This is a genomic window from Pseudalkalibacillus hwajinpoensis (assembly GCF_015234585.1).
GTDB classification, from domain to species: Bacteria; Bacillota; Bacilli; order Bacillales; family Guptibacillaceae; genus Guptibacillus; species Guptibacillus hwajinpoensis_B.
This window is the reverse complement of the sequence record NZ_JADFCM010000005.1, coordinates 38,330-61,998: the sequence shown is the minus strand read 5'-3', so window position 1 is coordinate 61,998 and position 23,669 is coordinate 38,330. Positions and strand designations below refer to the sequence as shown.

The following is a 23,669-nucleotide window of genomic DNA, read 5'->3' as shown; positions in this document are numbered from 1 at the left end:
GCAGAAAAGCCTTCCAACAATAGAGGGGGATAGAGAATGGATGGGTCTATATCAGTACATGAGCTAATTAAAACGTATAAAGGTGATGTGAAAGCTGTCCAGGGAGTAAGTTTTGAAGTAGCTGAAGGGGAATTTTTTGCCTTTCTCGGTCCTAATGGTGCAGGTAAATCTACGACTGTTCAGATTCTTACAACGCTTGTGAAACCAACGACAGGAAGCATTCGCATAGGTGGTGTCGATGTAGGTGAAGAACCTGAACGGGTGCGATGGAATATAGGCGTGGCTCTACAAGAAACGGGTATCGATCCAGTGTTAACGGGGAGAGAGTTAATTGAAATGCAGGCAAGACTATTTGGTTTTAGTAAGAAAGAAGCCAAAACAAGAGCTGTAGAGTTACTTACCCTTGTTGACTTAAATGACGCAGCAGATCGTCCATGTGGAAAGTATTCTGGGGGAATGAGACGGAGGTTGGACCTCGCGCTCACCTTAGTTCATAAGCCTAAAATCCTTTTTCTTGATGAACCAACAACTGGACTTGATCCATCGAATCGAAAAGCCATTTGGAAGGAAATTAAGCGGTTGAATAAAGAAGAAGGAACGACGATATTCCTAACAACCCAATATCTTGAAGAAGCTGACCAACTTGCTGATCGAATCAGTATCATCAATCAGGGAAAAATCGTCGCATCCGGAAGTGCCGAAGAGTTAAAAAGGACGCTCGGATTTGATGCGATTCAACTTGTGTTCGATGAGGTTGATGAAGCGGAGCGAGCAAGTAAAACGCTAGCCGATCTTGCAGAGAATATTGAGCAATCAAAAGAAGAGATTACACTTTACACTAAGAATGGAACACAACTTCTATCAGAGCTTGTTCGTAAGCTTGATGAACACAACCTTTCACCAAAAACATTGAATGTAAAGCCACCATCTTTAGATGATGTATTTATTAATGTGACGAACGAGCAAAAGGAAAGGGCGTGAAGCTATGGGGGAGCAAAAGAAAGGCTCTTTTCTTGTAGATACACTGGTTTTCACAAAGAGAAGTATCATAACAATCATTCGGAATCCATTGATTTTCATTCCTAATTTAATCATTAGTCTTTTCTTTTTGTTTGTTTATGAAGGAGGATTAAGTGGGATTTCAGAGCTTCCTGCATTTGAAGGAGCAAACTACCTTGCCTTTATTTTACCTGTCTCTATCGTTTCAGCTGCGATCGGGGGAGCAGGTGGAGCTGGGCAAGCGCTGGTTAAGGATTTAGAAAATGGATACTTTTCACGTCTTCTTCTTACCCCTTCCTCAAGACTTGCTATCGTACTTGGTCCGATTATTGCGGGAATGCTGCAGCTTCTCATTCAAACGGTGTTAATTCTAGTAGTTGCTTATTTTCTTGGTCTAGAAGTTGCAGCAGGATTTGGTGGAGTAATCGTCGTTCTTTTATTAACGCTTGGGTGGGGCCTTGCTTTTGCAGGGTATTCTGTTGGTGTAGCGTTACGAACAAAGAATGCTCAATCTGCACAAGCAGGGACTTTTGTATTCTTTCCACTTATTTTTCTTAGCACAACTTTTGTTCCCTATGAATTGATTGAAGCAGGTTGGTTAAAAGTTGCGGCAACGATTAATCCGACGACATATTTATTTGAAGCGATGCGCTCCGTTTTTATTGATGGTTGGGAAGCTTGGCCGCTTATTAGAGGATTTCTGGTCATAGGTCTGTTATGTGCTATTACGATTAGTTTCTCAGCGGTAAGTGCCTCCAAAGCGGTAAGTGCTGATTAAGAGAAAAAAGCTCGCATTTTATTGCGGGCTTTTTTAAAATATAGGCTATTTTTTAGCTGCATGTAGAATAAAGCGGTGTGAAGGTATATCAATAAAGCCGTTATTTTCTATATTTTTATGTAAGCGATAAAGAGCGTTTCGGTAGCGGTCGATCGAGAAGTTAGGAATTTGCCATGGTATCGCTTTTAAATAATAAATGACTGCACCAATGTCATAAAAACGTGTAGAAGGAAAAGATTCTTTAGCATCTACAATGGAAAAGCCGGAAGATTCCAGTTCTTGAACGGCGTAATTCAAGTTCCAATGATCGTATTCAGACTTCATTGGAGCATCCAACACTCGATTTAGTTCTTTCATATCTTCCCCGCCAACCTGCTGAGTAATAAAAGCTCCATTAGCGGATAGTATACGATGGACTTCCTTTGGAGAGTAGGAATCATGCTTGTTCATCACGAATTGAAATTCAGCATCGAAAAAAGGAAGAGTATCGTCATCCTCGAATCCTTTTACAATGACTCCTTCAGGCTCAAGTCTTGATTTGGCAATTGGAAGGTTAGGGGGATAGCCTTCAGTTGCTGCTAACTTCTTTGGAAATGGCTTTAATGCTTCAAGAAATTCTCCGCCGCCAGTACCCATATCAAGTACACTGTGGCTAGAGCGGAAATAGTGTAGAACATAAGAAGTGTACGACCACGGAAGCGGTTCGCCGTTCATTCTTTCTGTATTTGTAATATACGAAAAATCCCAACCTGAGAACGGTGTTTCGATGTCTTTAAAGTGAAATTCAAATGCTTGATCTGTTATCACGTATAACCCCTCCTGTTATTAATTACCATTATAGCAGGGGAAATGTAGAGAGTGAGAAAAAGTTAATATAATCAATTAGGATTTAAAACTACAGAGATTAGGGTAAACCAAGATATGCGAACATTCGATTGAATCGATACTGCAAACCAAGTGAATCTGGAATGGAGATTAAAGGACGTGAAGACATTGAATACAGCTAAGTTATATGATCTTATAGGAATTGGGATTGGGCCGTTTAATTTAGGGATGGCTGCACTTGCAGATGAGACAGAAGTAGAAGCGATTTATTTTGATCAGAAAGAAGAATACAATTGGCATCCAGGGATGTTGATTGATGGAGCGGATCTTCAGGTTCCATTTCTTGCAGATTTGGTTACCATTGCAAATCCAAAAAGCCCTTATACTTTTATTAATTACTTACATGAGCATGATCGACTTTATCAGTTTTATTTTTTTAATAAATTTGATATACCGAGAAAAGAATACAACGCTTATACTAAATGGGTTGCGTCACAATTAAATAATTGTTTCTTTGGTCAAAAAGTAATTGATGTTCTTTATGATAAAGAAAAAGCATGTTATAACGTTACGATTGAAGAGGTAAAGACGGGTCGAACAGAGACCTTACAAGCAAAGCATGTCGTCCTAGGAACAGGGAGTGTGCCAAATATACCTGATGGCTTCGACTCATATCCACCTGAAGATGTTCTTCATACAAATCATTATCTTTATCACGAGAAAGAGTTGAAAAAATCACGTTCAGTAACAGTGATCGGGTCAGGGCAAAGTGCTGCAGAAGTGTTTTATGATTTGCTTCATGACCAGGAGAAGTACGGCTATCATTTGAACTGGTTGACTCGGTCAGCAGGTTTTTTTCAATTAGAATCAGCTAAGCTAGGGCAGGAAGTATTCTCACCTGATTATGTTAGCTATTTTCACGGCCTTTCTTTTGACGACCGGAAAGATGCTCTTTCAACACTTGGAACTTTAAGAAAAGGAATAGATCCATCTACATTAAAGAATATTTATCACCTTCTTTATCATCGATCCTCAGAGGATTCGCTAGATGTGATGATTCAACCTTTAACAGAGGTAAATGGTATTGAAAAGATAGATGATCGCTATGAACTTGCCTGTAGACAGTGGCAAGAAAATCATGAATTCCAAACGAATACGGATAAAGTTGTGCTTGCGACTGGATATAAACCTCACTTCCCTGAATGGTTTAAACGGATAGAAGACGAAATCGAATGGGAAGATGAGAATCTATTTAAAGTAGAGATGGATCAGCAACTGGTCTTTAAAGATGGAAGAGAAAACCATATTTTTACGTTAACAAATCTCGATCATTCTCACGGAACAGGAGCAACAAACCTTGCCCTTTCTGTTGAGCGAAACAAGCGCGTGTTGAACTTCGTAGCAGGAAGATCCTTATACAAAGTTAATACAGATACCGTTTTCCAACAGTTTTCTAGCAAAGGAATGTAGAACTTGGAGTGGATAACGTAAAGATCTTTAAAAGCCATACGGAAGCACACTAGAAAAAGGACTCCCCAACTTATCATTGTTGGGAAGTCCTTTTTCTTTCACTAGGATAAGTGATATTAGTGATTCTCGTCACGTTCTTTCAATATGAGTGAATATCCTTCAAGATTAACAACATGGTTAATACCCTGACGAAACGTTGAAAATGTAGGAATCTTTGGATCAAGATCAAGATTCATTAACCATTGCACAACCCGCTTCGTGATTCCCACATAAACGACAAGAATGCCCATTAAAGAGAGCGACTTTGTCATCGTCTCACATAAGGCTTGTGCGGAACTCGCATTCAATTCAGATAGCCCTGAGAAGTCCAGCAGAACATAATCCGTATTGTTAGCTGCACAATAATTTAATGTGTTGTTAATAAGCTTTTCAGATCTTTCCTCATTCATGGTGCCGATAAGAGGGATAAGAATTGCATTATCAATAATGGTTGGAATAATTGCTGAAGATAGTTCACTAACAAGTTTTTTGTTTTCCTGAAGCTCCTTTTGCTTTTCTGTTACATCGCGCCAGACAAGTAGATAACCAGTTTTTTCACCTGACTCGTTAAGGTATTCAGAAATAACGATACTAGCAGCAAATCGGTCAAATAAGGTAATGGTACTTTCATATGGCAACTGATAGAGCAAAATGTTTCTTTGGTGTGAAGGATTTTGATGGAATTCATCAATGTTTTTCCCGATTAGTTCTGAAGGGTGATTAATAGGTAAATAAGGTATAAGTGACTTTAATAGCATTTCTGCACGTTGATTAAACCACACAATACTTAAATCTAAATCGCATACAAATATATTATCGCCTAAACTATTAAGCGCTCTTGTTGTCTCACTATGTGAAAAAAAAGTCGTTTCTGCCAACTCATTACCTCCGCAAATTTAACTAACATATTAATCATATTATAATTCAAAGCATACCAATTGCCTATTAATAACGAATAGTAAAAGACCGTTCAATCTCATTGACATCTTTTTCTTCCATAATCACGTTATCAACTACGGAATAGGGGCTACCTGATTCTAGTGCAGAGTGAAATTGGGTCATCATGGCTTCTTCTCCCTGTGCTTCCACTTCAACCGAGCTATCCATTCGATTCATGACATAGCCAGTAAGGCCATATTGGGCTGCTTTTTGCTGTGTATATGCTCGGAATCCTACACCTTGAACTCTTCCTTTAACAATATACTGATACCGTTTCATCTCGCTTCATCCTTTCAAAGTAGTCCTATATAGTACTTTTCCTATTTGTTGTTCTATTAAACGAGTTGCTCTTCAGTATATAGAATGGAAGATAAAGAAGATGGAAGGCGATAATGGTAATGCCTTCGAGTGAAAGTAAGTAGAATGGCCATGGTCCTAAGTAGTCCAAAATGGTATGACTATGCGGCTTATTCATTAAGAACATATAGTTTGAACCGATGCTAAGATTGATTGCAAATAACACAGCTACATATAAATTCAGAGTTGTAAAGGCCGTCCATATTGAGCGATAGGAGGGGATATATTTATCAACGGCAATAAATAACCATGATGTTAGAACGATCCCGCCGTGAGCTACAAAAAAATGAAAAAATCGAAAGTGTGGATAAGAATAGAAGCCAAGATCAGGGGTGATCATTGCGAGTAGAGCGCTAGACGTACCTACGAAATAAGTAATTTCAAACAATCGCCTCTGTTTTGTTATTAGAAGAGCAACAGATAAAAGAAGTGAAATGCTACTTAATTGAAGAGGTAAGGTCGTAGTAATGCTCCATTCGCTATAGTAAATAAACCAGAGATGAAAGCTCCCCTCTGACAGTAATAAAGCAGTGGCAATCATTATTCGCATCGCAAGATTTGCACGCTTTTCTTTAAAGTCTGATCTGAAGCAAAAGATAAGCAACATCAATATCCCTAAAGTAAACAACGCTGATAGATGAGGAAACGAAAAAAGAGCAAAGCGGTTGTCTGTCGACCAGGAGAAAAAAGTTTCCATTCCTAAAAAACCTCTATTCTAATCAAGTTAGCTATTATAAAAAAGCCAAAAGCGTTTATTCGAAAGCTTTTGGCTTCATTTATTGAGATTGTTAAAGAATCTGTTCATAGTATTTTGATGAAGAAAAACCACTAAATGGCTAGCTCAGTTCAATCCTTTAATTGATCGTAATGAGAGCGTGCTGAACAGATGGAAAGCTTTTGACGGAAGACAGAGAGAAGTCAGCTTGTACACCTTCTAAGACAAAGTCAGGTCTAGCTCCGGTTAGCATTAGTTCAGCTCCCATTAGCTTAATGAGCTGATGGAGTTGATAGACTCCTTTATGAAGTTCGGAAGTGAAATGGCTGACGCCAGAAAGGTCGATAATTAAGTATTCATCTCCGCTCTTTTGAATATGGGCACTTACGTTCTTTAGAATGAGATCGATTCGTTCGTCATCAATGTGCCCAACTATTGGAACGATCGAGACTTTACGGTCAATTGGAACGATAGGAGTGGATAAACGTTTCACCTGTTCGAAATAATGTTCAGATCGTTCTTCGGCCATTTTGCGTTTAGTAACATCCTGCTGTACCCCTACAAAAAATGTTTGATGTTCACTTTCGAAGTAGACTGGGTAAATTTGGAGTTCATTCCAAAAGAATTCTCCATTTTTTTTATAATTTTTGATTTCAACTTTGATTTTCTCTTCATTTTGAATAGCGGAACGTAATTGAGCAAGCGTTTCTTTATCGCTATCCGCTCCTTGTAAAAAACGACAATTATTCCCGATAATTTCATCGGTTGAATATCCGCTTAATTTCTCGAAACCTTCATTTGTATAAACAATTGGATTATCTGGAAGCTCAGGATCTGTAATGACGACTCCTGTATCTACATATTCTATTGCTGTTCTAACGAATTCATTTCTTTTCATACGCTTAAGCTGTTCTTTGTTTACTTTCATAGCTTACAGCTCCATGACGTCATATTTCTCATTTGATCATCACCTTTTAAATTGAATGGTACTACTAGTATAAATCGCTATCGTAGAAAAACCAATGAAAACCCATTTATTCGACTAGCTTATAAAAATGTTCAGATAATAAACTGAAAAAATCAGACAAATAAGATAGAGATATAAAGGATATTTAGTATTCATGCTATAATAAAATTATTTATTTTGATTGAACGGGAGGGGTTATGTAATGGATGCACTTGATGTTATGGGAAAAAAAGAAGAGATCTTCCCATACTTCCAGCCTATTGTTAGTGCTGATAAGCAGCAAATTATCGGTTATGAAGTTCTCGGAAGAATTCGAACAGAAGAAGGAATAGATAGTCTCGGATTCTTTTTTCAAGATCAGTCTATACCTGAAGAGTACATATTAGAAATTGATTCACATATTCGAAGTCAAGCGATTGATATTCTTTTAGAGCGCGGAAACGGTCAGAGCCTATTTTTTAATTCGAGTGCCAGGCACCTTCTTTATGACCATGGTGAAACATTCACAAACGATCTTGAAGAGTATGCGAATAAGGGGATCGCTTATGAACAAATTGTTATAGAGGTTTCTGATTATGATATTGAAGATGAAGCGTTACAGACTCTTCAGCATATCCTTACGTATTATAAGAGTCTTGGTGTACAAGTAGCTGTTAGCCATGCAGGTAATACGATGAGTAATATTGAAAAAATTGCTATTCTTAATCCCAATATTATTAAGGTTGGTTTATTGAATTTGAAAGATAAAGGTATGCCTCCAGAATATCGAGAAGTTTTGTATGCCTTATCTATGTTAGGAAGAAAAATTGGTTCAACTCTACTGTTTGAAGGAATTGAAGGAGTAGGTCAGCTAAAATATGCATGGGAGAACGGCGGGCGTTATTATCAGGGATACTATCTTGGTAAGCCGGGAGCAGATTATCTTGATGTTAACCAATATAAATCTTTGTTAACAAATGAATTTCAACATTTTATCACGCATGAGAGAAAGCGTCTTCTCTCGCTTTATGAGCTGTCTCAGGACTTTAATCGTCATTTGCAGCAGCACATAAAAAGGAGCAGGCAAAATGATTGGAATACGATGGTAGCTGAAGCTGCCCATTCTCTTGGTGAAGCTTGTTTTAGAGGCTACATTTGTGATGAAGACGGTCATCAAGTTTCGTCTAACTATTATAGAAATGGAGAAGGAGGGTGGGAGTTTCAGCCTGAATATGAAGGCGATAATTGGAGCTGGCGTCCATATTTTCTCGAAAATATCGTGAGGATGAAGCATGAAAAGGTTGGGATATTGTCTGACCTATATAGTGATATTGAAACAAATGAGCTCATCCGGACTTACTCTTATCCTATAAATGAATCTTATTACTTGTTTCTAGATATACCATACCTCTATCTTTATGAACGAGATGACTACTAGAGAGTGGTGAACATAAGCTCCGTAGAAAGTCATTGTTCCACGTGGTTTGCGTCATATAGAAAGTTTGTGGCAAGACTAGAGTGAAAAGAGGCTTTTAAGGGTAGTAGTAAGATAGTAGCTATAGGAGGGATCAGATGCTTAAAAAAATATCTGTTAAAACAAATCGTCGAGATGAAATGATTGATATTACCTCAGAGGTTAAAAAGGTAATCCGTGATGAGAATCTTAAACAGGGGACTGTTCTCGTCTATTCCGCTCATACAACGGCTGGTATTACGATTAATGAGAATGCTGATCCAGATGTAAAGCACGATATGCTTATGCGATTAGATGAAGTGTATCCATGGGAGCACGAAAAATACCAACATGCTGAGGGAAACTCTGCTTCTCATCTTAAAACAAGTACAGTAGGTGCATCGCAAACGATCATTGTAGAAGAGGGTAGTCTTATTCTTGGCACGTGGCAAGGCATTTATTTCTGTGAGTTCGATGGCCCACGTAACCGTACCGTTTATATCAAAACAATGGAGGGATAACGATGATCCGAGTCTTATTCGTTTGTCTAGGAAACATCTGTCGTTCACCAATGGCGGAAGCAGTCCTAAGGTCGAAAGTAGCTCAAGCTGGATTATCGGATCAGATTGAGGTTGATTCAGCTGGTATAGGTGATTGGCATGTAGGAGAACCTCCTCATGAGGGAACTCGGGAAATTCTTTTAAAGCAACAAATTTCAGTGGATGGAATGAAAGCAAGACAAGTGAAGGAAGCCGATCTTTCTCAATTTCACTATGTGATTGCAATGGACGCAAGTAATCTTGGAGAACTTCATGAAATGGCGGGAATGAACCCATCGAGCTCAATTTCACGATTGATGGACTACGTAAGCGAAAGTGAGATTGAAGATGTGCCTGATCCTTATTTTGAAGGGAATTTTGAAGAAGTTTACCAAATGGTTGAAGAGGGCTGTTCTAAATTACTTGAACATATTAGAGATGAAGAGGGCATATGAAGCTTGATATTGAAAAAGCGATTGTAGAAACAGGTGATCGAACTTCAATTGTCGATATGCAGCCTGTTTTAGGAGGCTCGATAAATCAGGCATTTTACGTTCGAACGAAAGAGCGGGAATACTTTGCGAAAATAAATAAAACAGCTTCTGAACAATTTTTTCTAGCTGAGAAAAAAGGCCTTGAACGATTACGGAATAATGGATTGATGGTACCAAATCCCCTTCTACTTAAGGCGCGTGATGAATCAGAAATGGTTTTTCTGATGGAATGGATTCGTTCCATACCTTCTGATGAAACAGGCGATCGGAGACTAGGTAGTCTTGTTGCAAAAATGCATCAACAGCATTCCAATCAGGTTGGTCTGAATGAGCCCAATTTTATAGGAGAGCTAACTCAATTAAACAGCCCTTCTTCCAATTGGGTTACGTTCTACAGAGATTTGCGTCTTGGGGCCATGCAGGAGCTAGCAATTGCAAAGGGGAGGATCTCAAGGGAGCGTGACCGCCGCTTAACCCAACTCCGCCAGAGGCTTGATTCAATCATAGGGCATAAACCATCTTTTTCACTTTTACATGGTGATCTTTGGGGTGGTAATTGGTTGTATGGTGAGAATGGGCAACCTTATTTAATTGATCCTGCTGTTTACTTTGGTGACCGAGAAGTAGATATCGCATTTACATATTTATTTGGTGGTTATTCAAAAACGTTCTACGAGCAATATGGAGCTGATTATCCGTTAGAGAAAGAATTTGAGGATCGAATTCCGATCTATCAGTTATATTATCTTCTTGTTCATTTGATCTTATTTGGGGAAAGCTATGGAAGTGCGGTAGATCGAATACTGCAAAAGTACACACTCTGACTGTTATGAAGGCGTTTCATAAGCGTGAATAAAGGGAATTAAATCGCATCTTTATATAACAAGGAGGAAATCAAATGAGTCAGACATATTCAGGCGGTAGTCAAAATAAACTGTTTAAGGCAGTCCTTATTGGTGGAATAGCAGGCGCACTTATTTCACTGTTCGATCGAGGAACGAGAGAATCCATTCAAAACGGATCAAAAAAAGCAGGCTCTATTTTGCGTGATGTTAAGAATAATCCATCATACTATACGGATAAATGGAAGCAAACCGTAGATGATGCAAGCGGGCTAATGAAGGAAGTACAAGATGACATTTCAACCTTGTCTCAGAAATTCAATGGATTGAAAGAAAGTTCGGTTGAAGCGTTTAATCTTGTCAAAGAAACACAGGACGATCTTAAAGAAATAGGCTCGAGAGTTGTGGAAGCCGGTGAAGAATTAACTGGCAACACTAACGATAAATTGACACATTAATTGAGCCGCAGGAGGGTATATGGTGGATGCATCATTAGGGCAATTTTCGAAACAGCTATTTTCAAGAATAAAAGAACACCAAGTAACCGACTTATCGGCACAGCTTGCTTACTATTTTTTATTATCGCTGTTTCCGTTTCTGATCTTTGCGATTACCCTCCTCACTCATTTTGATTTCTCTCAGGATCAAATTCTTGATTTAATTGCGCAATACGCACCTTCGGAATCATTTGTGACCATTCAAGAAAATCTTATTCTCGAAGATGGAGCACGCAAAGGTCTTTTATCATTTGGGATTATCGCAACAATTTGGTCAGCATCTAATGCAATCAATGCGATCATTAAGTCACTTAACCGAGCATATAACGTTCAGGAAAGTCGACATTTTTTACTAGCGAGAGGATTATCGATTCTATTGTCGTTAGCGATGATCTTTGTAATCGTTGTGGCACTCGTTTTACCTGTATTTGGGGAAACGCTATGGCGGTTTTTTGTATCGTTCTTTGAATTACCTGAATCATTAAGTTTTATGTTTGCGATCATCCGGTGGACTTTAAGCCTATCCATTATGATTGTGGTTTTTATGTTTATCTACTACTATGCTCCAAATAAACGGCTGAATTATAAAGATGTGTTGCTAGGGTCTGTATTTGCTTCGGTATTTTGGCAGCTCGTATCATTAGCCTTTTCCTACTACATCAACAACTTTAGCAACTATTCTGCTACATACGGCAGTCTTGGAGGGGTTATTGCCCTTATGCTTTGGTTCTATCTCACTGGCCTTGTGATTATCATAGGAGGCGAAGTGAACGCGACCTCAAATTATTTCAGGAAAAAAGCCCAATAGAGCTAGCGGCGATATGCTGCTATAACTATTGGGCTTTTGTTATTTTAATAGGCGTAATCCGTTTAATATAACAAGAATGGTACTGCCTTCATGACCGAGAACTCCCAATGGAAGGGTGAGGAATTGAAAGAAATTAGATGCAATAAGGATGAGGATGACAGCAATGGAAAAGATCACGTTTTGTTTTACAATTTGATTTAATCGGTTAGAAAGATTTACGGCTCGAGTAAGTTTTCCAAGATCATTTTTCATTAGAACAACGTCTGCGGTTTCGAGCGCTACATCTGTTCCCTGACCCATAGCAATTCCAACATCAGAAACCGCTAGAGCCGGTGCATCATTAATGCCGTCTCCAATCATGCCAACCGTTGCATATTTTTTCTTTAATTCTTTCATGTGGGTTACTTTATCTTCTGGAAGACAATTGGCGAAATAGGTTTCTATGCCAACTTCTTCTGCTATCGCTTTTGCTGTTTGTTCACTGTCTCCTGTCAGCATAATAGGCTCAATCCCACGTTTTTTCAACGCTTTAACCATTGTTGCGGATTCACTTCGTACTTTATCTTTTAAAGCTATCATACCAGCAATACCATGTTGATCCGCAGCAAGTACAATGGTGTTCCCACTTGATTGCAACTGGGCGTACTTTTCTTGAAAAGAATCAAATCCATCCTTATCAGTAAAGAAATCTAACTTCCCTACCTTCCAGCTGATTCCGTTAATTTTCGCTTCAACACCCCATCCAGAATGATCCTTCATTTCCTCAGGTTCTAGCCAGTTATGTGATCTTGAATGATTAACAATGGCTTTTGCAAGTGGATGTGTCGACTGCCGTTCGATAGAGGCTACGGTGTTCATGAATGTCGTCTCATCAATATCTGAACGAGTGAAAACATCTGTAACTACTGGAGAACCTTCCGTTAATGTTCCCGTTTTATCAAGTGCAACAGCTTTCATGGAGCCGAGTTGTTCGAGATGAACCCCTCCTTTAAATAGAATGCCATTTCGTGCACCTGCTGATATAGCCGATAGTGTAGCTGGCATAATGGAAGCAACTAGGGCGCATGGAGAAGCAACAACAAGAAAAACCATAGCACGATAGATCGTTTCATCCCACGTCCATCCAAAAAGAAAGTGAGGAAGGATCATAAGTAAAGAGCCCATTAGTAATACGATTTTGACATACCAGCCTTCAAGTTTTTCGATAAACAGCTGTGATGGTGCTTTTTGATCTTGGGCTTCTTGAACAAGAGCAATGATTTTTTGGAAGACGGTGTCCTTACTACTCTTTGTCATTTTAACGGTTAAATGTCCTGATATATTTAACGTTCCAGCAAATACTTCCTCATCGATTCGTTTAATGACTGGAATAGACTCGCCGGTAATTGCAGATTGATCCAGAGAAGTTTGCCCTTTCATAATTAATCCGTCTGCAGGGACTCTTTCTCCTGGTTTAATAAGAATAACGTCATCTACAGACAGCGAACTAGCAGGTACAACCATTTCAGAACCGTTTGAAATAACGGTTGCGGTTTCTGGTTGAATTTCCATCAGAGATTGAAGCTCTCGTTCACTCTTGTTCAATGTATAGGTTTCAAGGGCACCACTTAATGCAAAAATAAATATAAGTATGGCTCCCTCAGTCCAGTACCCAATACTACCAGCACCGATCGCTGCGATGATCATAAGAAGCTCAACATTCACGTCCTTCTCAGCAAACGAGTCTTCTATTCCTTCTTTTGCTTTAGCGAAACCGCCAATAACAAATGCCGTGATATAGAGACTAGCTTCAACGGAAGGTGAAAATGCGCCCTCCATGATCCAAGCAAAGGCGATGATTAATCCGCTTATTAGGGCAGCAGTTAGCTCCCCATGACGTTTCAAAGTATTCCACCAGAAAGAAGTATGTGAAGTGTAAGTACTTGATTGAATATTTGCCTGTTCCATTATCATTCCTCCTTTTTCTAATTGAGAATAATAGTCATCGTCATTCCCTTACTAAACGTGCAATGCTGTGACCACTTAAAGTGGTCACAGCATTAGAAAGCTGATAATACGGAGTTATCTAAATCGAATTGAGAATGTTTTTCATATAGATTAGAATGATTATCATGTTTTAATAATTTTATTCTATCACATGCTTCTCATCTTGACTATAAGAAAAAGAACAATTGGGCGGAATGATTTTATGTTTAAAAATGGGAATGAACAGGGAATTGAATTTGTAACAAAGAAAAGATGAGGAGGAGTACAATGCTATTAAAAGAAAAGCTAGAACAACTGAAACATGCTCGTGTCCAAAAGCCTGATAAAGTGTTTACTTTGTATTTAAATACGGATCGTCGTGATGCGGACCGACAAAATGGTGAATGGAAAATTCAATTGAAAAACGGATTTCGAAATTTCGAGGAATACTTAAAGCAAAGTGATAATAAAGAAGATCTTGAAAAATATGAAAAAGTAAAAGAGAAAATTCAAGATGAGCTTAATCGTATAGAAAATGATTTAAAACGCGGACTTATTATTATTGCTTCTTCAGATGATCAGATTTGGTTCGTAGAGCGTACGCAAGTTCCAGTCGAAACGAACCTTTATTGGGAAGAAGAACCTCAACTAGAAGTAGTAGAAGAACTTGAAAACAACTATCCAAATACTGGTATTGTGCTTGTCCATCATGATTATGTTCGGATTATTGAAACTGAACTTGGTTTTCTAACCAAAAGTGAAGAATATGCCTGGGATCCGGACGAGGATAACTGGAGAATTTACGAGGGAACAACGGGAAATGAGAATATCTCTGGAAATGGAAGTACAGCACAGCGAGAGCTATATGAAGATCGAGTAAAAGCCAATCGTGAAAGATGGTACAAATCGATGGCTGCAAAGCTTGATAAAAAAGCAAAAACTCAGCAGTGGGAAAAAATCTACGTGGCTGGTGAAAAAGAAGAAGCAAGCGAATTAAATGAGTTAATGAATAAGGAAGCGACAGTAGTTGGTAAGAATTATTCTGATAAGCGAGATGATGAAGTAATTGAATCGCTAGTCTCATAATAATAAAAGCACCCTTGAGGGTGCTTTTATTATTATGAGCTATGTTAGCTTCCACTGTTGCTTCTCGATTTTTGACTCATTCAATTGGTCATCACAGGGCGAGCGAAAAATCTAGAATGTTAATTAACATTACCTTATTATATTAGGGCTATTTGATAGCTTTAACAGTGAAAATTTTCGGAATGCCTCTGTCGTGGAGCTTAATATTCGGTTCCTCTGTTACCTGTTTAATAATAAGGTTCTCATCAGCAATGCTTGTAAGAATTTCACCAAGTGTCCATTTACGCTGAAGCACCAGGCTTTCTGCTGTTTCGTTCGTTAAATGCTTCTCAAAAGCAACTTTAGTTTTGTGGATTGTCGGATCGAAATAGTTACCATCAACTTTATGCTTCTTTCCTTTAGACGAAATAAGCTTTGTTGATATAGGATGGAAATCTTGGATTACAAAGGTGCCTTCTGGCTTCAAGAGACGTGAAACAACCTTGAAGAGAGGGTGAAGATCAAGGAAGTAATGTAAAATCCCCAGTTCCATAACAATAATATCAAAACTTCTATCGAGATCATGGTTCATTTTTAAAATGTCAGTGACATAATAGGAGAGGTCCACGTTACACTCTTCTGCAATTTCTTTGGCGAATCGCTCATTTTCATAGGAAAAATCGATGACTGTTGCATTTGCACCAAGTAAACTCATTGCTGTCGCTTTCATACCATGTGATCCCATTAAGTTGGCTACTTTCTTTCCTTGTAGTGAAGGAAGATACGGTAGAAGTGATTTAAGACGTGATTTTGGATTTTCTTTTAATTTTGTTGCGGCTTCTTCAGGTTTTCCAAATCGATTAAGCAATGCTTCGTAAGTTTGTTGATTCCAAGATTTTGCATTCTGGGCTGTCACATTCTCTTGTATTTCTTTTAGGTGAGCATCAATTATATTCCGCCATTCTGGAAGCTTCTGATAGTAATAGAGTGAAAGGCATTGAACCGATTGTTCTCCTAGTGAGACTTCAATGAGATAAGGGTTCGTGCGGATAACGGTGTTGTATGTGCACTCAATTCGTACCGGACACTCATCGATCACATAAAGAGCGTAAGCAGTTTCGGAAGTGTAATCGGGTTTTGCTACTCCGTATTTAAGATTGAAATCATCTACGACGGACTCAAAAGCATCCCATTGAATCGAAACGGCTATAGAATGAGGGGCATCGACTGCTCCTTGAAGCCAAAGAGCTGTTTCATTTATAAAGAAAAAAGGAATGTTATAATTGTTTAGGTTTGAAGAAAGGTTCTTTAAGACATTTTCTTGGAGTTCTGGCATTTTTCCACCTCAATTTTGTTACATGAACATATTTTGTATAGAATACTATAGCATATAGACAGCCCATAAGGCATCTGAAGAATAGGGAGAGACGTAGGATATGCAGACTCAGAACGAAGGTGTGTCAACGCAGAAATGGGTGAAGAGGGGTGGGTCCTTCGCTTTAGGTATCTACTTACTTGCGCTTTTCTATGCGACGTTGTTTATTTATAATTATTATCCATATGGTAAATCAGTTAACCTTGTTTTGTTCGATAGTATAAAGTTAATGTGGGAAAGCGGAAGCTACTGGCTCATCTTAAAAAATATTATTGGAAATATTATGTTGTTTATGCCGTTAGGATTTTTAACACCGCTAGTTTATAAAAAAGGAAAGTCTGTGCTTATTATTGGCCTGATCGGTTTTTCAACGAGTACTGTTATTGAATTATTGCAGTACTTTGTCGCTCACCGTATATTTGATATTGATGATATTCTCTTAAATGCTCTTGGAGCTATCGTAGGCTACGGTGCCTATCGCATAGTGCTTTCATTATATAGGAAAATGAAAAAGACAAAATAAAAGAGGCAGCTTGCGCTGCCTCTTTATCATTTCGTTATTTAGTCTTCTTTCTTCGCTTTATCAAGAAGTTTAGTAATACGTTTTGTAAGCATTTTACGACCTTCTCCGCCTGCTTGGAAATGACGAAGTTTACCTTCTGAATCAAACACGTAATAGGCAGGTACATATTGGTTTTCGAATGCGTCTGTCAATTTGTGATCACTATCAACGAAGATTGGTTGGCTAATATCGTGTTGATCAGCTACTTGTTTAATTTCTTCAAGGTCAAGGTCTTTTTCAGAGCGTGGCATATGAACAGCAATAACATTCATATCTTCGCTATACTCATCACGGAATTCGTTAACCATTGGCATAGCTTCTTTACATAGACCACAGCTAATGGACCAGAAGTGAATAAGAGTAAGTGGTTTATTACCTACGAGGTCACTCTTCTTAACTTCTCCGTTAAACCATTCTTTAGCGCCTTCTAGTTCAGGCATTTCTTCGCGTAGTTTCATTCTGTATCGACTCCTTTGTTCGGAATTAATTATAATCATTATCAGATAATCACAATTCTCATTATAGTACATATAAATCATAAGTCAATGAAAAGGGTTCATGTATTATATTATTAAGATGGCTTTTAAAAGGTTTCTTTACTCACGATGTAGAATACTGAGCATGTGGTTCGGGTTTCTTATGAACGGCTGTTGCTGTAAATAAGAAGAGTAGCATCCCGCTAATCGCATAGAAAATGCTTCCTTCTGTAAACCAATCAATGAAAACTCCACCAAGATAGGGTCCGAGTATACTACCAATGCCAAAAAATATGCCAGCTAGAATGTTCCCGGTTGGGAGAAGACTATTTGGTAGCAGATCGGCCAAGTAGGTAATACTCAGTGAAAATAAAGATCCAACCATCATGCCTGCAAGGAAAAATAAGATAAAAAGTATTGGTACTGATGTGGTGAAGATCGCACACGAAAAACTAACCCAGCCAAAAAAAATACTAACGAGCAAGATATTTTTCCGACCAAATTTATCACTGATAACGCCAAGAGGCATTTGAAACACAAGACTTCCGATCACAAAGGCTGGAAGTAAAATCGAAACCGATTTTATATCAATTCCGTTCCGAAGTGCATACACAGGGAAATTACCGTGAAGAGATGCTTCAAGAAATCCGTATCCGAAAGAAGGTAAGAGGGCTACCCAGCCAACTTTCAGGACGCGCGCATATTTAGATAGAACTCGTTCAGAACCGTGCGTCAATGGATCAGGGAACTCATTTTTGATTTTTGTCAGCATCAACCATGTCACCATAGCAATGCCTGATGCCAGTAAAAATGGGAGGTACATAGAATACTCAACTAGAATAGTCGAGAGGGGACCGGCAGCGAAACCAAGTCCGAATGCAGATCCATAAATGGCGATGTTTCTCCCCCTTTTTTCTTTTGGGGTCGTTGTTGTAATCCAAAGTTGTGTTGCGAAATGAAGAAGGTTATCTCCTATTCCGACAATGATTCTTAAAATGAACCAAAACCAAAAAGCCTGCCATATAGGTATTAGCGTGATTGAAACAATAACAAGCAGAAGTCCAACTGCTATAGCTGGTTTATAACCATATTTTCGAACGGGTTTCTCAATAAAGGGTGAGGCAAAAAGGATCCCTATGTAAAGAGCCGAAGCATTAAGTCCATTCATGCTAGACGATACGCCTGCCTCCTCTAGAAGAATAGATAATAAAGGAAGCAGCATCCCTTGAGAATACCCAGAAATAAAAACGATTGAAATAAGAATCAGAAATCGGTAACGGTTTGATTCAAACAATTTGTTCACACTCCAATTAGCCAAAAAAGGAAATTCTTATCAGTGCTTATTATAATGGAATGGGGTGAAAAGAGCCACCGTTCGCATTTTTTTAAAAGCTGATCTAAAATAAGGACAACGTCTAGTAAAGGAGTGGTCATGTTGGAATTTAACATGAAGAAAGAAGAAACTGGTTTTACAGCTGATTTTGAATATGGAACGCTTCATATTTCAGGGGACGAGCAGTTTGGTTTTCGTCCATATCAACTACTTGTTTCATCAATAGCAGTTTGTAGTGGTGGTGTGTTACGCCAAATTCTTGATAAAAAGCGAATGGACTATGAAGATATTCAAATAAAAGCGGATGTCACTCGTAATGAAAAGGAAGCAAATCGTGTTGAAGAAATTCATCTTCATTTCACACTAGTTGGAGAGCTGAACGAGCAGAAAGTAGAAAGAGCGCTTGAATTAACGAAAAAGCATTGTTCAATGGCACAGTCTGTTTTGGGAAGCATTGAATTGAAGGAAACTTTCGAGATTGTATCAAAATAAAGAAACGAAAAAAAGGGTCACCGCAGTGGCCCTTTTTTTCTTTTTTTTATTTTACCTATCTATGCGTAGTAAAACTCCTCTAATGGGAGGTTATTTTATAACTCAAGTGTTTCTGGTGTGTTTTCACCCTCATTCATTAAACGAATTGTGTCCGGAGTGATTGTGAGAACGACATAGTTTGGATCTTCTGGTGAATCGAACCATCGTTTCAGCTGGTCACCCCATAGTTTTTCTTTCGTTTCTTTTGAGTCATCTATCGTGACGTGACCTTGTACTTCTACGTAACGGTCATGCCAACCTTCGCCGTCGTATCCAAGCAAAACGTGCACGTTATTATTTTGCTCGATGTCTTCTACTTTATGAGTTTCCTTACTAGTTGGAGTCATTAGTGTAAGTTCATCGTGGAAGAACGTCATAAATCTTGAATGAGGCTTATTTTCCTTCACTGTGCTAAGTGTTCCTACATAGTGAGAATCAAAGATGCTCAGTACCTTGTTTTTAATTTCTGATTGAGACATTGCCATTACAAATTCTCCTTTCGAATTTAACTATAATCTTAATCTTCCTCTAATCTCGAATTCTAAAACGCGATAATATGCCATTATTTACTACGGGAGCTTTTAGCGCATTCATTCGTTTTTCAATCAGATACTAGGGGTATAGCCATATGTAGATTCTAATTTCAACATAAGAAGGTAATCAGATGAACAAGAGCTATGATTTTACTCAAGGTAACATTACGAAGCAAATGGTTTATTTTTCATTGCCTATTTTTTTAACTAATTTACTGCAAACGTCTTATCAATTTATAGATAGCATTTGGGTTGGTAACTTACTCGGTTCAAATGCACTTGGCGCTATTTCAATTGCAGCTCCCGTCATTTTCACTGTTCTCTCCTTCATCATCGGAGTGAATAGTGCAACGTTAACAGTACTGTCTCAGCGGAAAGGAGCATCTGATAAAGAAGGGTTAGTCGAGTCGCTAAATGCTTTTGTTGTTGCGTTAACGATCTTATCGGTTGCGTTTGGAATTATTGGCTTCCTCTTTACTGACCCCATTCTTAAATTCCTTGGAACGCCAGATGAGATATTTGAAAGTACGAAAGTATACTTGCGAATTAACTTTTTAGGCATTCTCTTTTTATTTGGGTATAACTTTATTGGCACAGTATTGCGAGCTCTAGGGGATAGTAAAACTCCGATTCGATTTGTCCTTTTTGCTGTAATTTTAAATACTGCACTGGATCCGTTGTTTATTGCTTATTTCAACTGGGGAATTGAAGGTGCTGCATATGCAACGATTATTTCTCAAGGGTCAGCATTTCTATATGGTGTGGTTTATTCTATCTGGAAGTCTAAAATCCCGTTTACTGTTCCCCATCTTCCAGACATGAAAGAGCTTAAACGAATTTCAAAGCTTGGAATTCCTGCTGGCTTACAAATGATGACCGTTTCAGCGGGAGTGACGGCGATTATGGGGATTGTTGCAAGTTTTGGTACACAAGTGGTTGCTGGTTTTGGAGCTGCGCAAAGGCTTGATCGTATTATCATGTTACCGGCGTTTACGCTTGGAGCCGCTGTAAATAGCATGGCTGGACAGAACATTGGCTCTGGAAAGTGGCAAAGAGTTTCAGCGATATCTAAGAATGGGATTATTTTAATCCTTGCCGTTTCTTTTACAATTAGTGCTATTATCTTTTTATCAGCTGAATCAATGATCCGTCTCTTTATTGATGATCCTAAGACAATTGCTTTCGGTGAGAACTACTTAAAAACCGTTGCCTTTTTCTATCCGTTTCTTGGTATTAATTTTGTTTTAAATGGAGTGGTTAAAGCTGCCGGTGCTATGGTTCAGGTGCTTATACTTAATATTATTTCATTCTGGATCCTTCGCGTTCCGCTCACATACGTTTTTTCAAAATGGTTAGGAGCAGAAGGGATTGCGTACGGTATAGGAGTAAGCTTTATTATCTCGAGCGTATTTGCTATTGGATATTACCGTTATGGAAAATGGCGTGATATAGAATTGTTCGATCAGCAAAAGGAAGAAGACTCAAGTCAATACGAAAGTTCAACTCAAAGTAAGGCTTAAAAGGAATAGCTTAGAAAGTGTCGTCTTTTTACTACATCGTACGTTACAATGAAAAGGATATAGTAAAAGAGAGGATGCAGTCAGTGAAAATAAAACGATTCTTATTTTATGTAATAGGGCTCTTCGTATTAACTGCTGGAATAACATTAACAATTAAATCTGATATCGGAGCAGGAGCTTGGGATGCGCTTAACGTAGGATTATCTGAGAAGATCGGTTTTACGGTTGGGACCTGGGTAATCCTCGTTGGAGTCATCTTGATTATAGTCAATGCGCTTCTGATGAAAGCCTGGCCAGATTTCTTTGCTCTTATCACTATTATCGTAACAGGTTTGTTTATTGATTTTTGGTTAATTACGTTATTTTCAAATTGGACGATTACGGACTTATTCCTTGCTTATGCGGTTTTTATAATAGGAATGATATTCATCGGCCTTGGTATTGCGATATACCTTCAAGCCAAATTTGCGGTGATCCCAATCGATGGTTTAATGCTTGCGATTCATCATAGAACTGGTTTAAGCATTCGAACTTCGAAAACGGCTGGTGAACTTATTGCGCTACTTGCTGCATTGCTTTTAGGAGGGCCGATTGGTGTGGGCACGATTGCCATTACATTTGGCATCGGACCTCTTGTCCAATTTTTCTATCCTACTTTTGAGAAAATGAACGCTTAAGCGTTCATTTTTTTTGTGGGAAATGTCTAGCGCTTGTCGGCTCTAAACGTTCGTTTCCGCTTTTAATATCTAAATTTATTGGATAAAAGGGATGGTTCTAGAAAAAAATACTGATAAGAGTTTGAAGCCATTCGTTTAAATGAATGCTAACAAAGGAGAAGTTTGTATGAAGAAAATCTTGTTAATGCTCGTTATTCTAGCTGTTATTCTACCTCTAAACACACTAGCCGCAGAAGGTCAGAAAGCGGGGAAAGATCAATCGCTAAAAGTTCCTGATTCTACGGTTAATATTTCGAAAGAAAACACTTATCCAAATCCCGCACAGGATTTACCTACCTTGCAGCCGAGTGAGTTGACGAAGGAGTTAACAGGATCTGCAGATGTCCCCATTGCTAATCCTGAATTGATTCAGATTTTAAATGATTCTTCGATTTCACCGTCTAAGCTAGCGATCGGTTATCGTGCGAGTATTTATCTAGGTAAGTGGGCGTTGAATTATGATTCTGCAGAAACAAACATTAACTGGCAATACAAGCAGGCAAATATAAATCGGGTAGATAATCGAGGTGGAAGTGGTCCAATTCAGATGACGTATCGCCAAGAGGAAGAGAAGAAGGTGAATGGTGGATTAACGGCCTCAATTCCTGATAGTGAAGACGTGAAGAAGATGATGATGATGAAGGCATCTGAAAAAACGAAGCTCTCTTTATCTTTTCAAACAATGATTGGGAAAGATACTAAAAAAGGTAATGTGTATAATGTGGGAGCTAAGAACTATGGTACTTTAACGAGCTATGTTCCTGCTGTAAATGAAAAAGGGACAGTAACATATGGAGAAGTTTATCTTGTTTTAAAAGGAAGCAAAATGAAACTTGAGGTTCGTAACGTGACTCAGCAAGGAATTGGTGCTTGGATCCCGGTTCAAGACTACCTTAGTTTTGAATTTAATACGCGACAATAACCAGCAGAAATGCTGGTTTTCTTATGAGGATAACAAGGTATTCTGTTTGAGGAAGTAATTTCCTTAGCCAAAGAGATGGAATTAGGATAGAAAACAGTGCAAACTTCACACACTAAATAAGGGGACAGACAAAGGAGGGATTAAATGAGGATACTCGTAATGACGATCGTTATATTTATTGGAACAGTGACGGGAACCTATGCGATAGATAACACGTCTCATGATTGGTATTTTAAACGAAGCAAAAATCATGCACCTGCCACAACAGAGCCTGAATTTCAGGAATTACTAAAGCCCTACGACAGCTACTTCATTGGTCGAACTGATCAGAAGGAATTGTATATGACATTTGATAATGGGTATGAGAATGGATTCACTGACGATATTTTGGATGTTCTAAAGAAAGAAGATGTACCTGCCACTTTTTTCGTTACCGGTCATTACTTAAAGGACCAGCCAGATCTCGTTAAGAGAATGGTAAAAGAGGGACATATCGTTGGGAATCATTCCTGGAGTCACCCTGATATGACGGCCATTTCTGATGAAAAGATAAGAATTGAATTAAAAAAAGTGAAGGAAGAGTACACCCGATTAACTGGAGATGAAACGATGCAGTATGTTCGACCACCTCGTGGCGTTTTTAGCGAAAGGTCACTCGCTATTTCTTACGAAGAGGGGTATCGTAACATCTTCTGGTCACTTGCCTATAAAGATTGGGAAACGGATAAGCAAAAGGGGAGTCAGTATGCTTATGATTCGATTATGAAACAAGTTCACCCGGGAGCGATACTGCTTCTTCATACAGTCTCAAAAGATAACGCTGAAGCTCTTCAGAAAGTTATTAAGGATTTAAAGAAAGACGGGTATACCTTTAAAAGTCTGGATGATCTTGTCCTAACTGAAACAATTCCTGAACCGCTTATTCCTTAATAAATATTCTAGGCTGCCAGAAATGGCAGTCTTTTGCATG

The 23,669-nt window shown here is 38.5% G+C and carries 26 protein-coding genes; 16 read left to right on the top strand and 10 right to left on the bottom strand.

The genetic code is table 11. The features are described from left to right. The first annotated feature begins 36 nt into the window (after positions 1-36). A complete protein-coding gene (locus tag IQ283_RS10505) occupies positions 37-981 on the top strand; it encodes an ATP-binding cassette domain-containing protein (protein WP_194220130.1) in 945 nt (314 codons plus the stop codon). Positions 982-985: 4 nt separating this feature from the next. Next, on the top strand, positions 986-1,777 hold the full coding sequence (locus IQ283_RS10500) for an ABC transporter permease (protein ID WP_194220129.1): 792 nt from the start codon (positions 986-988) through the stop codon (positions 1,775-1,777). Between the two features lie 45 nt (positions 1,778-1,822). Here the strand turns inward: IQ283_RS10500 and IQ283_RS10495 are convergent, their stop codons facing one another. Continuing rightward, positions 1,823-2,584: a class I SAM-dependent methyltransferase gene (locus IQ283_RS10495; RefSeq protein WP_194220128.1), complete on the bottom strand. Its 762-nt coding sequence runs from the start codon at positions 2,582-2,584 to the stop codon at positions 1,823-1,825. Positions 2,585-2,761: 177 nt separating this feature from the next. Here IQ283_RS10495 and IQ283_RS10490 point away from each other — a divergent pair, with 177 nt between their 5' ends. Beyond that, the gene (locus IQ283_RS10490; protein ID WP_276511827.1) at positions 2,762-4,072 is read left to right on the top strand and encodes a lysine N(6)-hydroxylase/L-ornithine N(5)-oxygenase family protein; all 1,311 of its coding nucleotides are present in this window, start codon (positions 2,762-2,764) and stop codon (positions 4,070-4,072) included. Between the two features lie 116 nt (positions 4,073-4,188). Here the strand turns inward: IQ283_RS10490 and IQ283_RS10485 are convergent, their stop codons facing one another. The 4 genes from IQ283_RS10485 to IQ283_RS10470 form a co-directional block, all read right to left on the bottom strand. Further along, positions 4,189-4,989, bottom strand: a complete 801-nt coding sequence (locus IQ283_RS10485) for an STAS domain-containing protein (protein WP_194220127.1) — start codon at positions 4,987-4,989, stop codon at positions 4,189-4,191. Positions 4,990-5,056: 67 nt separating this feature from the next. Continuing rightward, positions 5,057-5,329, bottom strand: coding sequence for an acylphosphatase (locus tag IQ283_RS10480; RefSeq protein WP_194220126.1), 273 nt, complete (start codon positions 5,327-5,329; stop codon positions 5,057-5,059). 25 nt (positions 5,330-5,354) lie between these two features. Beyond that, positions 5,355-6,104, bottom strand: a complete 750-nt coding sequence (locus tag IQ283_RS10475; RefSeq protein ID WP_194220125.1) for a TIGR02206 family membrane protein — start codon at positions 6,102-6,104, stop codon at positions 5,355-5,357. A gap of 157 nt (positions 6,105-6,261) precedes the next feature. After that, complete coding sequence (locus IQ283_RS10470; RefSeq protein WP_194220124.1) at positions 6,262-7,050, bottom strand: STAS domain-containing protein; 789 nt, start codon at positions 7,048-7,050, stop codon at positions 6,262-6,264. Positions 7,051-7,291: 241 nt separating this feature from the next. Here IQ283_RS10470 and IQ283_RS10465 point away from each other — a divergent pair, with 241 nt between their 5' ends. The 6 genes from IQ283_RS10465 (at position 7,292) to IQ283_RS10440 (ending at position 11,701) form a co-directional block, all read left to right on the top strand. Then, positions 7,292-8,506: an EAL domain-containing protein gene (locus IQ283_RS10465; RefSeq protein WP_194220123.1), complete on the top strand. Its 1,215-nt coding sequence runs from the start codon at positions 7,292-7,294 to the stop codon at positions 8,504-8,506. Positions 8,507-8,640: 134 nt separating this feature from the next. Next, entirely contained in the window at positions 8,641-9,042 is a 402-nt protein-coding gene (locus IQ283_RS10460) for a secondary thiamine-phosphate synthase enzyme YjbQ (protein WP_194220122.1), read from the top strand. Positions 9,043-9,044: 2 nt separating this feature from the next. Continuing rightward, complete coding sequence (locus IQ283_RS10455; protein WP_194220121.1) at positions 9,045-9,515, top strand: low molecular weight protein-tyrosine-phosphatase; 471 nt, start codon at positions 9,045-9,047, stop codon at positions 9,513-9,515. After that, complete coding sequence (locus tag IQ283_RS10450; RefSeq protein WP_194220120.1) at positions 9,512-10,378, top strand: fructosamine kinase family protein; 867 nt, start codon at positions 9,512-9,514, stop codon at positions 10,376-10,378. Before IQ283_RS10455 ends, IQ283_RS10450 begins: the two co-directional genes overlap by 4 nt. A gap of 74 nt (positions 10,379-10,452) precedes the next feature. After that, positions 10,453-10,854: a YtxH domain-containing protein gene (locus IQ283_RS10445; protein WP_194220119.1), complete on the top strand. Its 402-nt coding sequence runs from the start codon at positions 10,453-10,455 to the stop codon at positions 10,852-10,854. Between the two features lie 22 nt (positions 10,855-10,876). Continuing rightward, complete coding sequence (locus IQ283_RS10440) at positions 10,877-11,701, top strand: YihY/virulence factor BrkB family protein (RefSeq protein ID WP_408962590.1); 825 nt, start codon at positions 10,877-10,879, stop codon at positions 11,699-11,701. Positions 11,702-11,740: 39 nt separating this feature from the next. Here IQ283_RS10440 and IQ283_RS10435 read toward each other — a convergent pair whose 3' ends face one another. Continuing rightward, positions 11,741-13,654, bottom strand: coding sequence for a heavy metal translocating P-type ATPase (locus tag IQ283_RS10435; protein WP_194220117.1), 1,914 nt, complete (start codon positions 13,652-13,654; stop codon positions 11,741-11,743). 300 nt (positions 13,655-13,954) lie between these two features. On the opposite strand from IQ283_RS10435, the gene IQ283_RS10430 reads away from it, so the two are divergent. Further along, a complete protein-coding gene (locus IQ283_RS10430) occupies positions 13,955-14,752 on the top strand; it encodes a VLRF1 family aeRF1-type release factor (protein ID WP_194220116.1) in 798 nt (265 codons plus the stop codon). A 148-nt stretch (positions 14,753-14,900) separates the two neighbouring features. On the opposite strand, the gene IQ283_RS10425 is transcribed toward IQ283_RS10430, so the two are convergent. Continuing rightward, positions 14,901-16,067 carry a class I SAM-dependent methyltransferase gene (locus IQ283_RS10425; RefSeq protein ID WP_194220115.1) on the bottom strand — a complete coding sequence of 389 codons (1,167 nt, stop codon included), beginning with the start codon at positions 16,065-16,067 and terminating at the stop codon, positions 14,901-14,903. Between the two features lie 100 nt (positions 16,068-16,167). On the opposite strand from IQ283_RS10425, the gene IQ283_RS10420 reads away from it, so the two are divergent. Then, entirely contained in the window at positions 16,168-16,629 is a 462-nt protein-coding gene (locus IQ283_RS10420) for a VanZ family protein (protein WP_194220114.1), read from the top strand. A gap of 38 nt (positions 16,630-16,667) precedes the next feature. On the opposite strand, the gene IQ283_RS10415 is transcribed toward IQ283_RS10420, so the two are convergent. Together IQ283_RS10415 and IQ283_RS10410 are read right to left on the bottom strand one after the other, a co-directional pair. After that, entirely contained in the window at positions 16,668-17,126 is a 459-nt protein-coding gene (locus IQ283_RS10415; protein WP_194220113.1) for a TlpA disulfide reductase family protein, read from the bottom strand. Between the two features lie 142 nt (positions 17,127-17,268). Continuing rightward, positions 17,269-18,438, bottom strand: a complete 1,170-nt coding sequence (locus tag IQ283_RS10410; RefSeq protein ID WP_194220112.1) for an MFS transporter — start codon at positions 18,436-18,438, stop codon at positions 17,269-17,271. Between the two features lie 141 nt (positions 18,439-18,579). Here IQ283_RS10410 and IQ283_RS10405 point away from each other — a divergent pair, with 141 nt between their 5' ends. Beyond that, complete coding sequence (locus tag IQ283_RS10405) at positions 18,580-18,969, top strand: OsmC family protein (RefSeq protein ID WP_226616524.1); 390 nt, start codon at positions 18,580-18,582, stop codon at positions 18,967-18,969. 95 nt (positions 18,970-19,064) lie between these two features. Here the strand turns inward: IQ283_RS10405 and IQ283_RS10400 are convergent, their stop codons facing one another. Further along, the gene (locus IQ283_RS10400; protein WP_194220161.1) at positions 19,065-19,487 is read right to left on the bottom strand and encodes a pyridoxamine 5'-phosphate oxidase family protein; all 423 of its coding nucleotides are present in this window, start codon (positions 19,485-19,487) and stop codon (positions 19,065-19,067) included. A 185-nt stretch (positions 19,488-19,672) separates the two neighbouring features. On the opposite strand from IQ283_RS10400, the gene IQ283_RS10395 reads away from it, so the two are divergent. From IQ283_RS10395 to pdaA, 4 genes are all read left to right on the top strand, one after another. After that, positions 19,673-21,061, top strand: coding sequence for an MATE family efflux transporter (locus IQ283_RS10395; RefSeq protein WP_194220110.1), 1,389 nt, complete (start codon positions 19,673-19,675; stop codon positions 21,059-21,061). A 74-nt stretch (positions 21,062-21,135) separates the two neighbouring features. Then, the gene (locus IQ283_RS10390) at positions 21,136-21,738 is read left to right on the top strand and encodes a YczE/YyaS/YitT family protein (protein ID WP_194220160.1); all 603 of its coding nucleotides are present in this window, start codon (positions 21,136-21,138) and stop codon (positions 21,736-21,738) included. Between the two features lie 166 nt (positions 21,739-21,904). Next, a complete protein-coding gene (locus IQ283_RS10385; protein ID WP_194220109.1) occupies positions 21,905-22,699 on the top strand; it encodes a YfkD famly protein in 795 nt (264 codons plus the stop codon). 144 nt (positions 22,700-22,843) lie between these two features. Continuing rightward, entirely contained in the window at positions 22,844-23,629 is a 786-nt protein-coding gene (gene pdaA, locus IQ283_RS10380; RefSeq protein ID WP_194220108.1) for a delta-lactam-biosynthetic de-N-acetylase, read from the top strand. Positions 23,630-23,669 lie beyond the last annotated feature (40 nt).

Coding starts and splice junctions, on each gene's coding strand:
- IQ283_RS10505 (WP_194220130.1), top strand. CDS start 37: ATGGATGGGTCTATATCAGTACATGAGCTAATTAAAACGTATAAAGGT.
- IQ283_RS10500 (WP_194220129.1), top strand. CDS start 986: ATGGGGGAGCAAAAGAAAGGCTCTTTTCTTGTAGATACACTGGTTTTC.
- IQ283_RS10480 (WP_194220126.1), bottom strand. CDS start 5,329: ATGAAACGGTATCAGTATATTGTTAAAGGAAGAGTTCAAGGTGTAGGA.
- IQ283_RS10475 (WP_194220125.1), bottom strand. CDS start 6,104: ATGGAAACTTTTTTCTCCTGGTCGACAGACAACCGCTTTGCTCTTTTT.
- IQ283_RS10470 (WP_194220124.1), bottom strand. CDS start 7,050: ATGAAAGTAAACAAAGAACAGCTTAAGCGTATGAAAAGAAATGAATTC.
- IQ283_RS10465 (WP_194220123.1), top strand. CDS start 7,292: ATGGATGCACTTGATGTTATGGGAAAAAAAGAAGAGATCTTCCCATAC.
- IQ283_RS10460 (WP_194220122.1), top strand. CDS start 8,641: ATGCTTAAAAAAATATCTGTTAAAACAAATCGTCGAGATGAAATGATT.
- IQ283_RS10455 (WP_194220121.1), top strand. CDS start 9,045: ATGATCCGAGTCTTATTCGTTTGTCTAGGAAACATCTGTCGTTCACCA.
- IQ283_RS10450 (WP_194220120.1), top strand. CDS start 9,512: ATGAAGCTTGATATTGAAAAAGCGATTGTAGAAACAGGTGATCGAACT.
- IQ283_RS10445 (WP_194220119.1), top strand. CDS start 10,453: ATGAGTCAGACATATTCAGGCGGTAGTCAAAATAAACTGTTTAAGGCA.
- IQ283_RS10435 (WP_194220117.1), bottom strand. CDS start 13,654: ATGATAATGGAACAGGCAAATATTCAATCAAGTACTTACACTTCACAT.
- IQ283_RS10430 (WP_194220116.1), top strand. CDS start 13,955: ATGCTATTAAAAGAAAAGCTAGAACAACTGAAACATGCTCGTGTCCAA.
- IQ283_RS10425 (WP_194220115.1), bottom strand. CDS start 16,067: ATGCCAGAACTCCAAGAAAATGTCTTAAAGAACCTTTCTTCAAACCTA.
- IQ283_RS10420 (WP_194220114.1), top strand. CDS start 16,168: ATGCAGACTCAGAACGAAGGTGTGTCAACGCAGAAATGGGTGAAGAGG.
- IQ283_RS10415 (WP_194220113.1), bottom strand. CDS start 17,126: ATGAAACTACGCGAAGAAATGCCTGAACTAGAAGGCGCTAAAGAATGG.
- IQ283_RS10400 (WP_194220161.1), bottom strand. CDS start 19,487: ATGTCTCAATCAGAAATTAAAAACAAGGTACTGAGCATCTTTGATTCT.
- IQ283_RS10395 (WP_194220110.1), top strand. CDS start 19,673: ATGAACAAGAGCTATGATTTTACTCAAGGTAACATTACGAAGCAAATG.
- IQ283_RS10390 (WP_194220160.1), top strand. CDS start 21,136: ATGCAGTCAGTGAAAATAAAACGATTCTTATTTTATGTAATAGGGCTC.
- IQ283_RS10385 (WP_194220109.1), top strand. CDS start 21,905: ATGAAGAAAATCTTGTTAATGCTCGTTATTCTAGCTGTTATTCTACCT.
- pdaA (WP_194220108.1), top strand. CDS start 22,844: ATGAGGATACTCGTAATGACGATCGTTATATTTATTGGAACAGTGACG.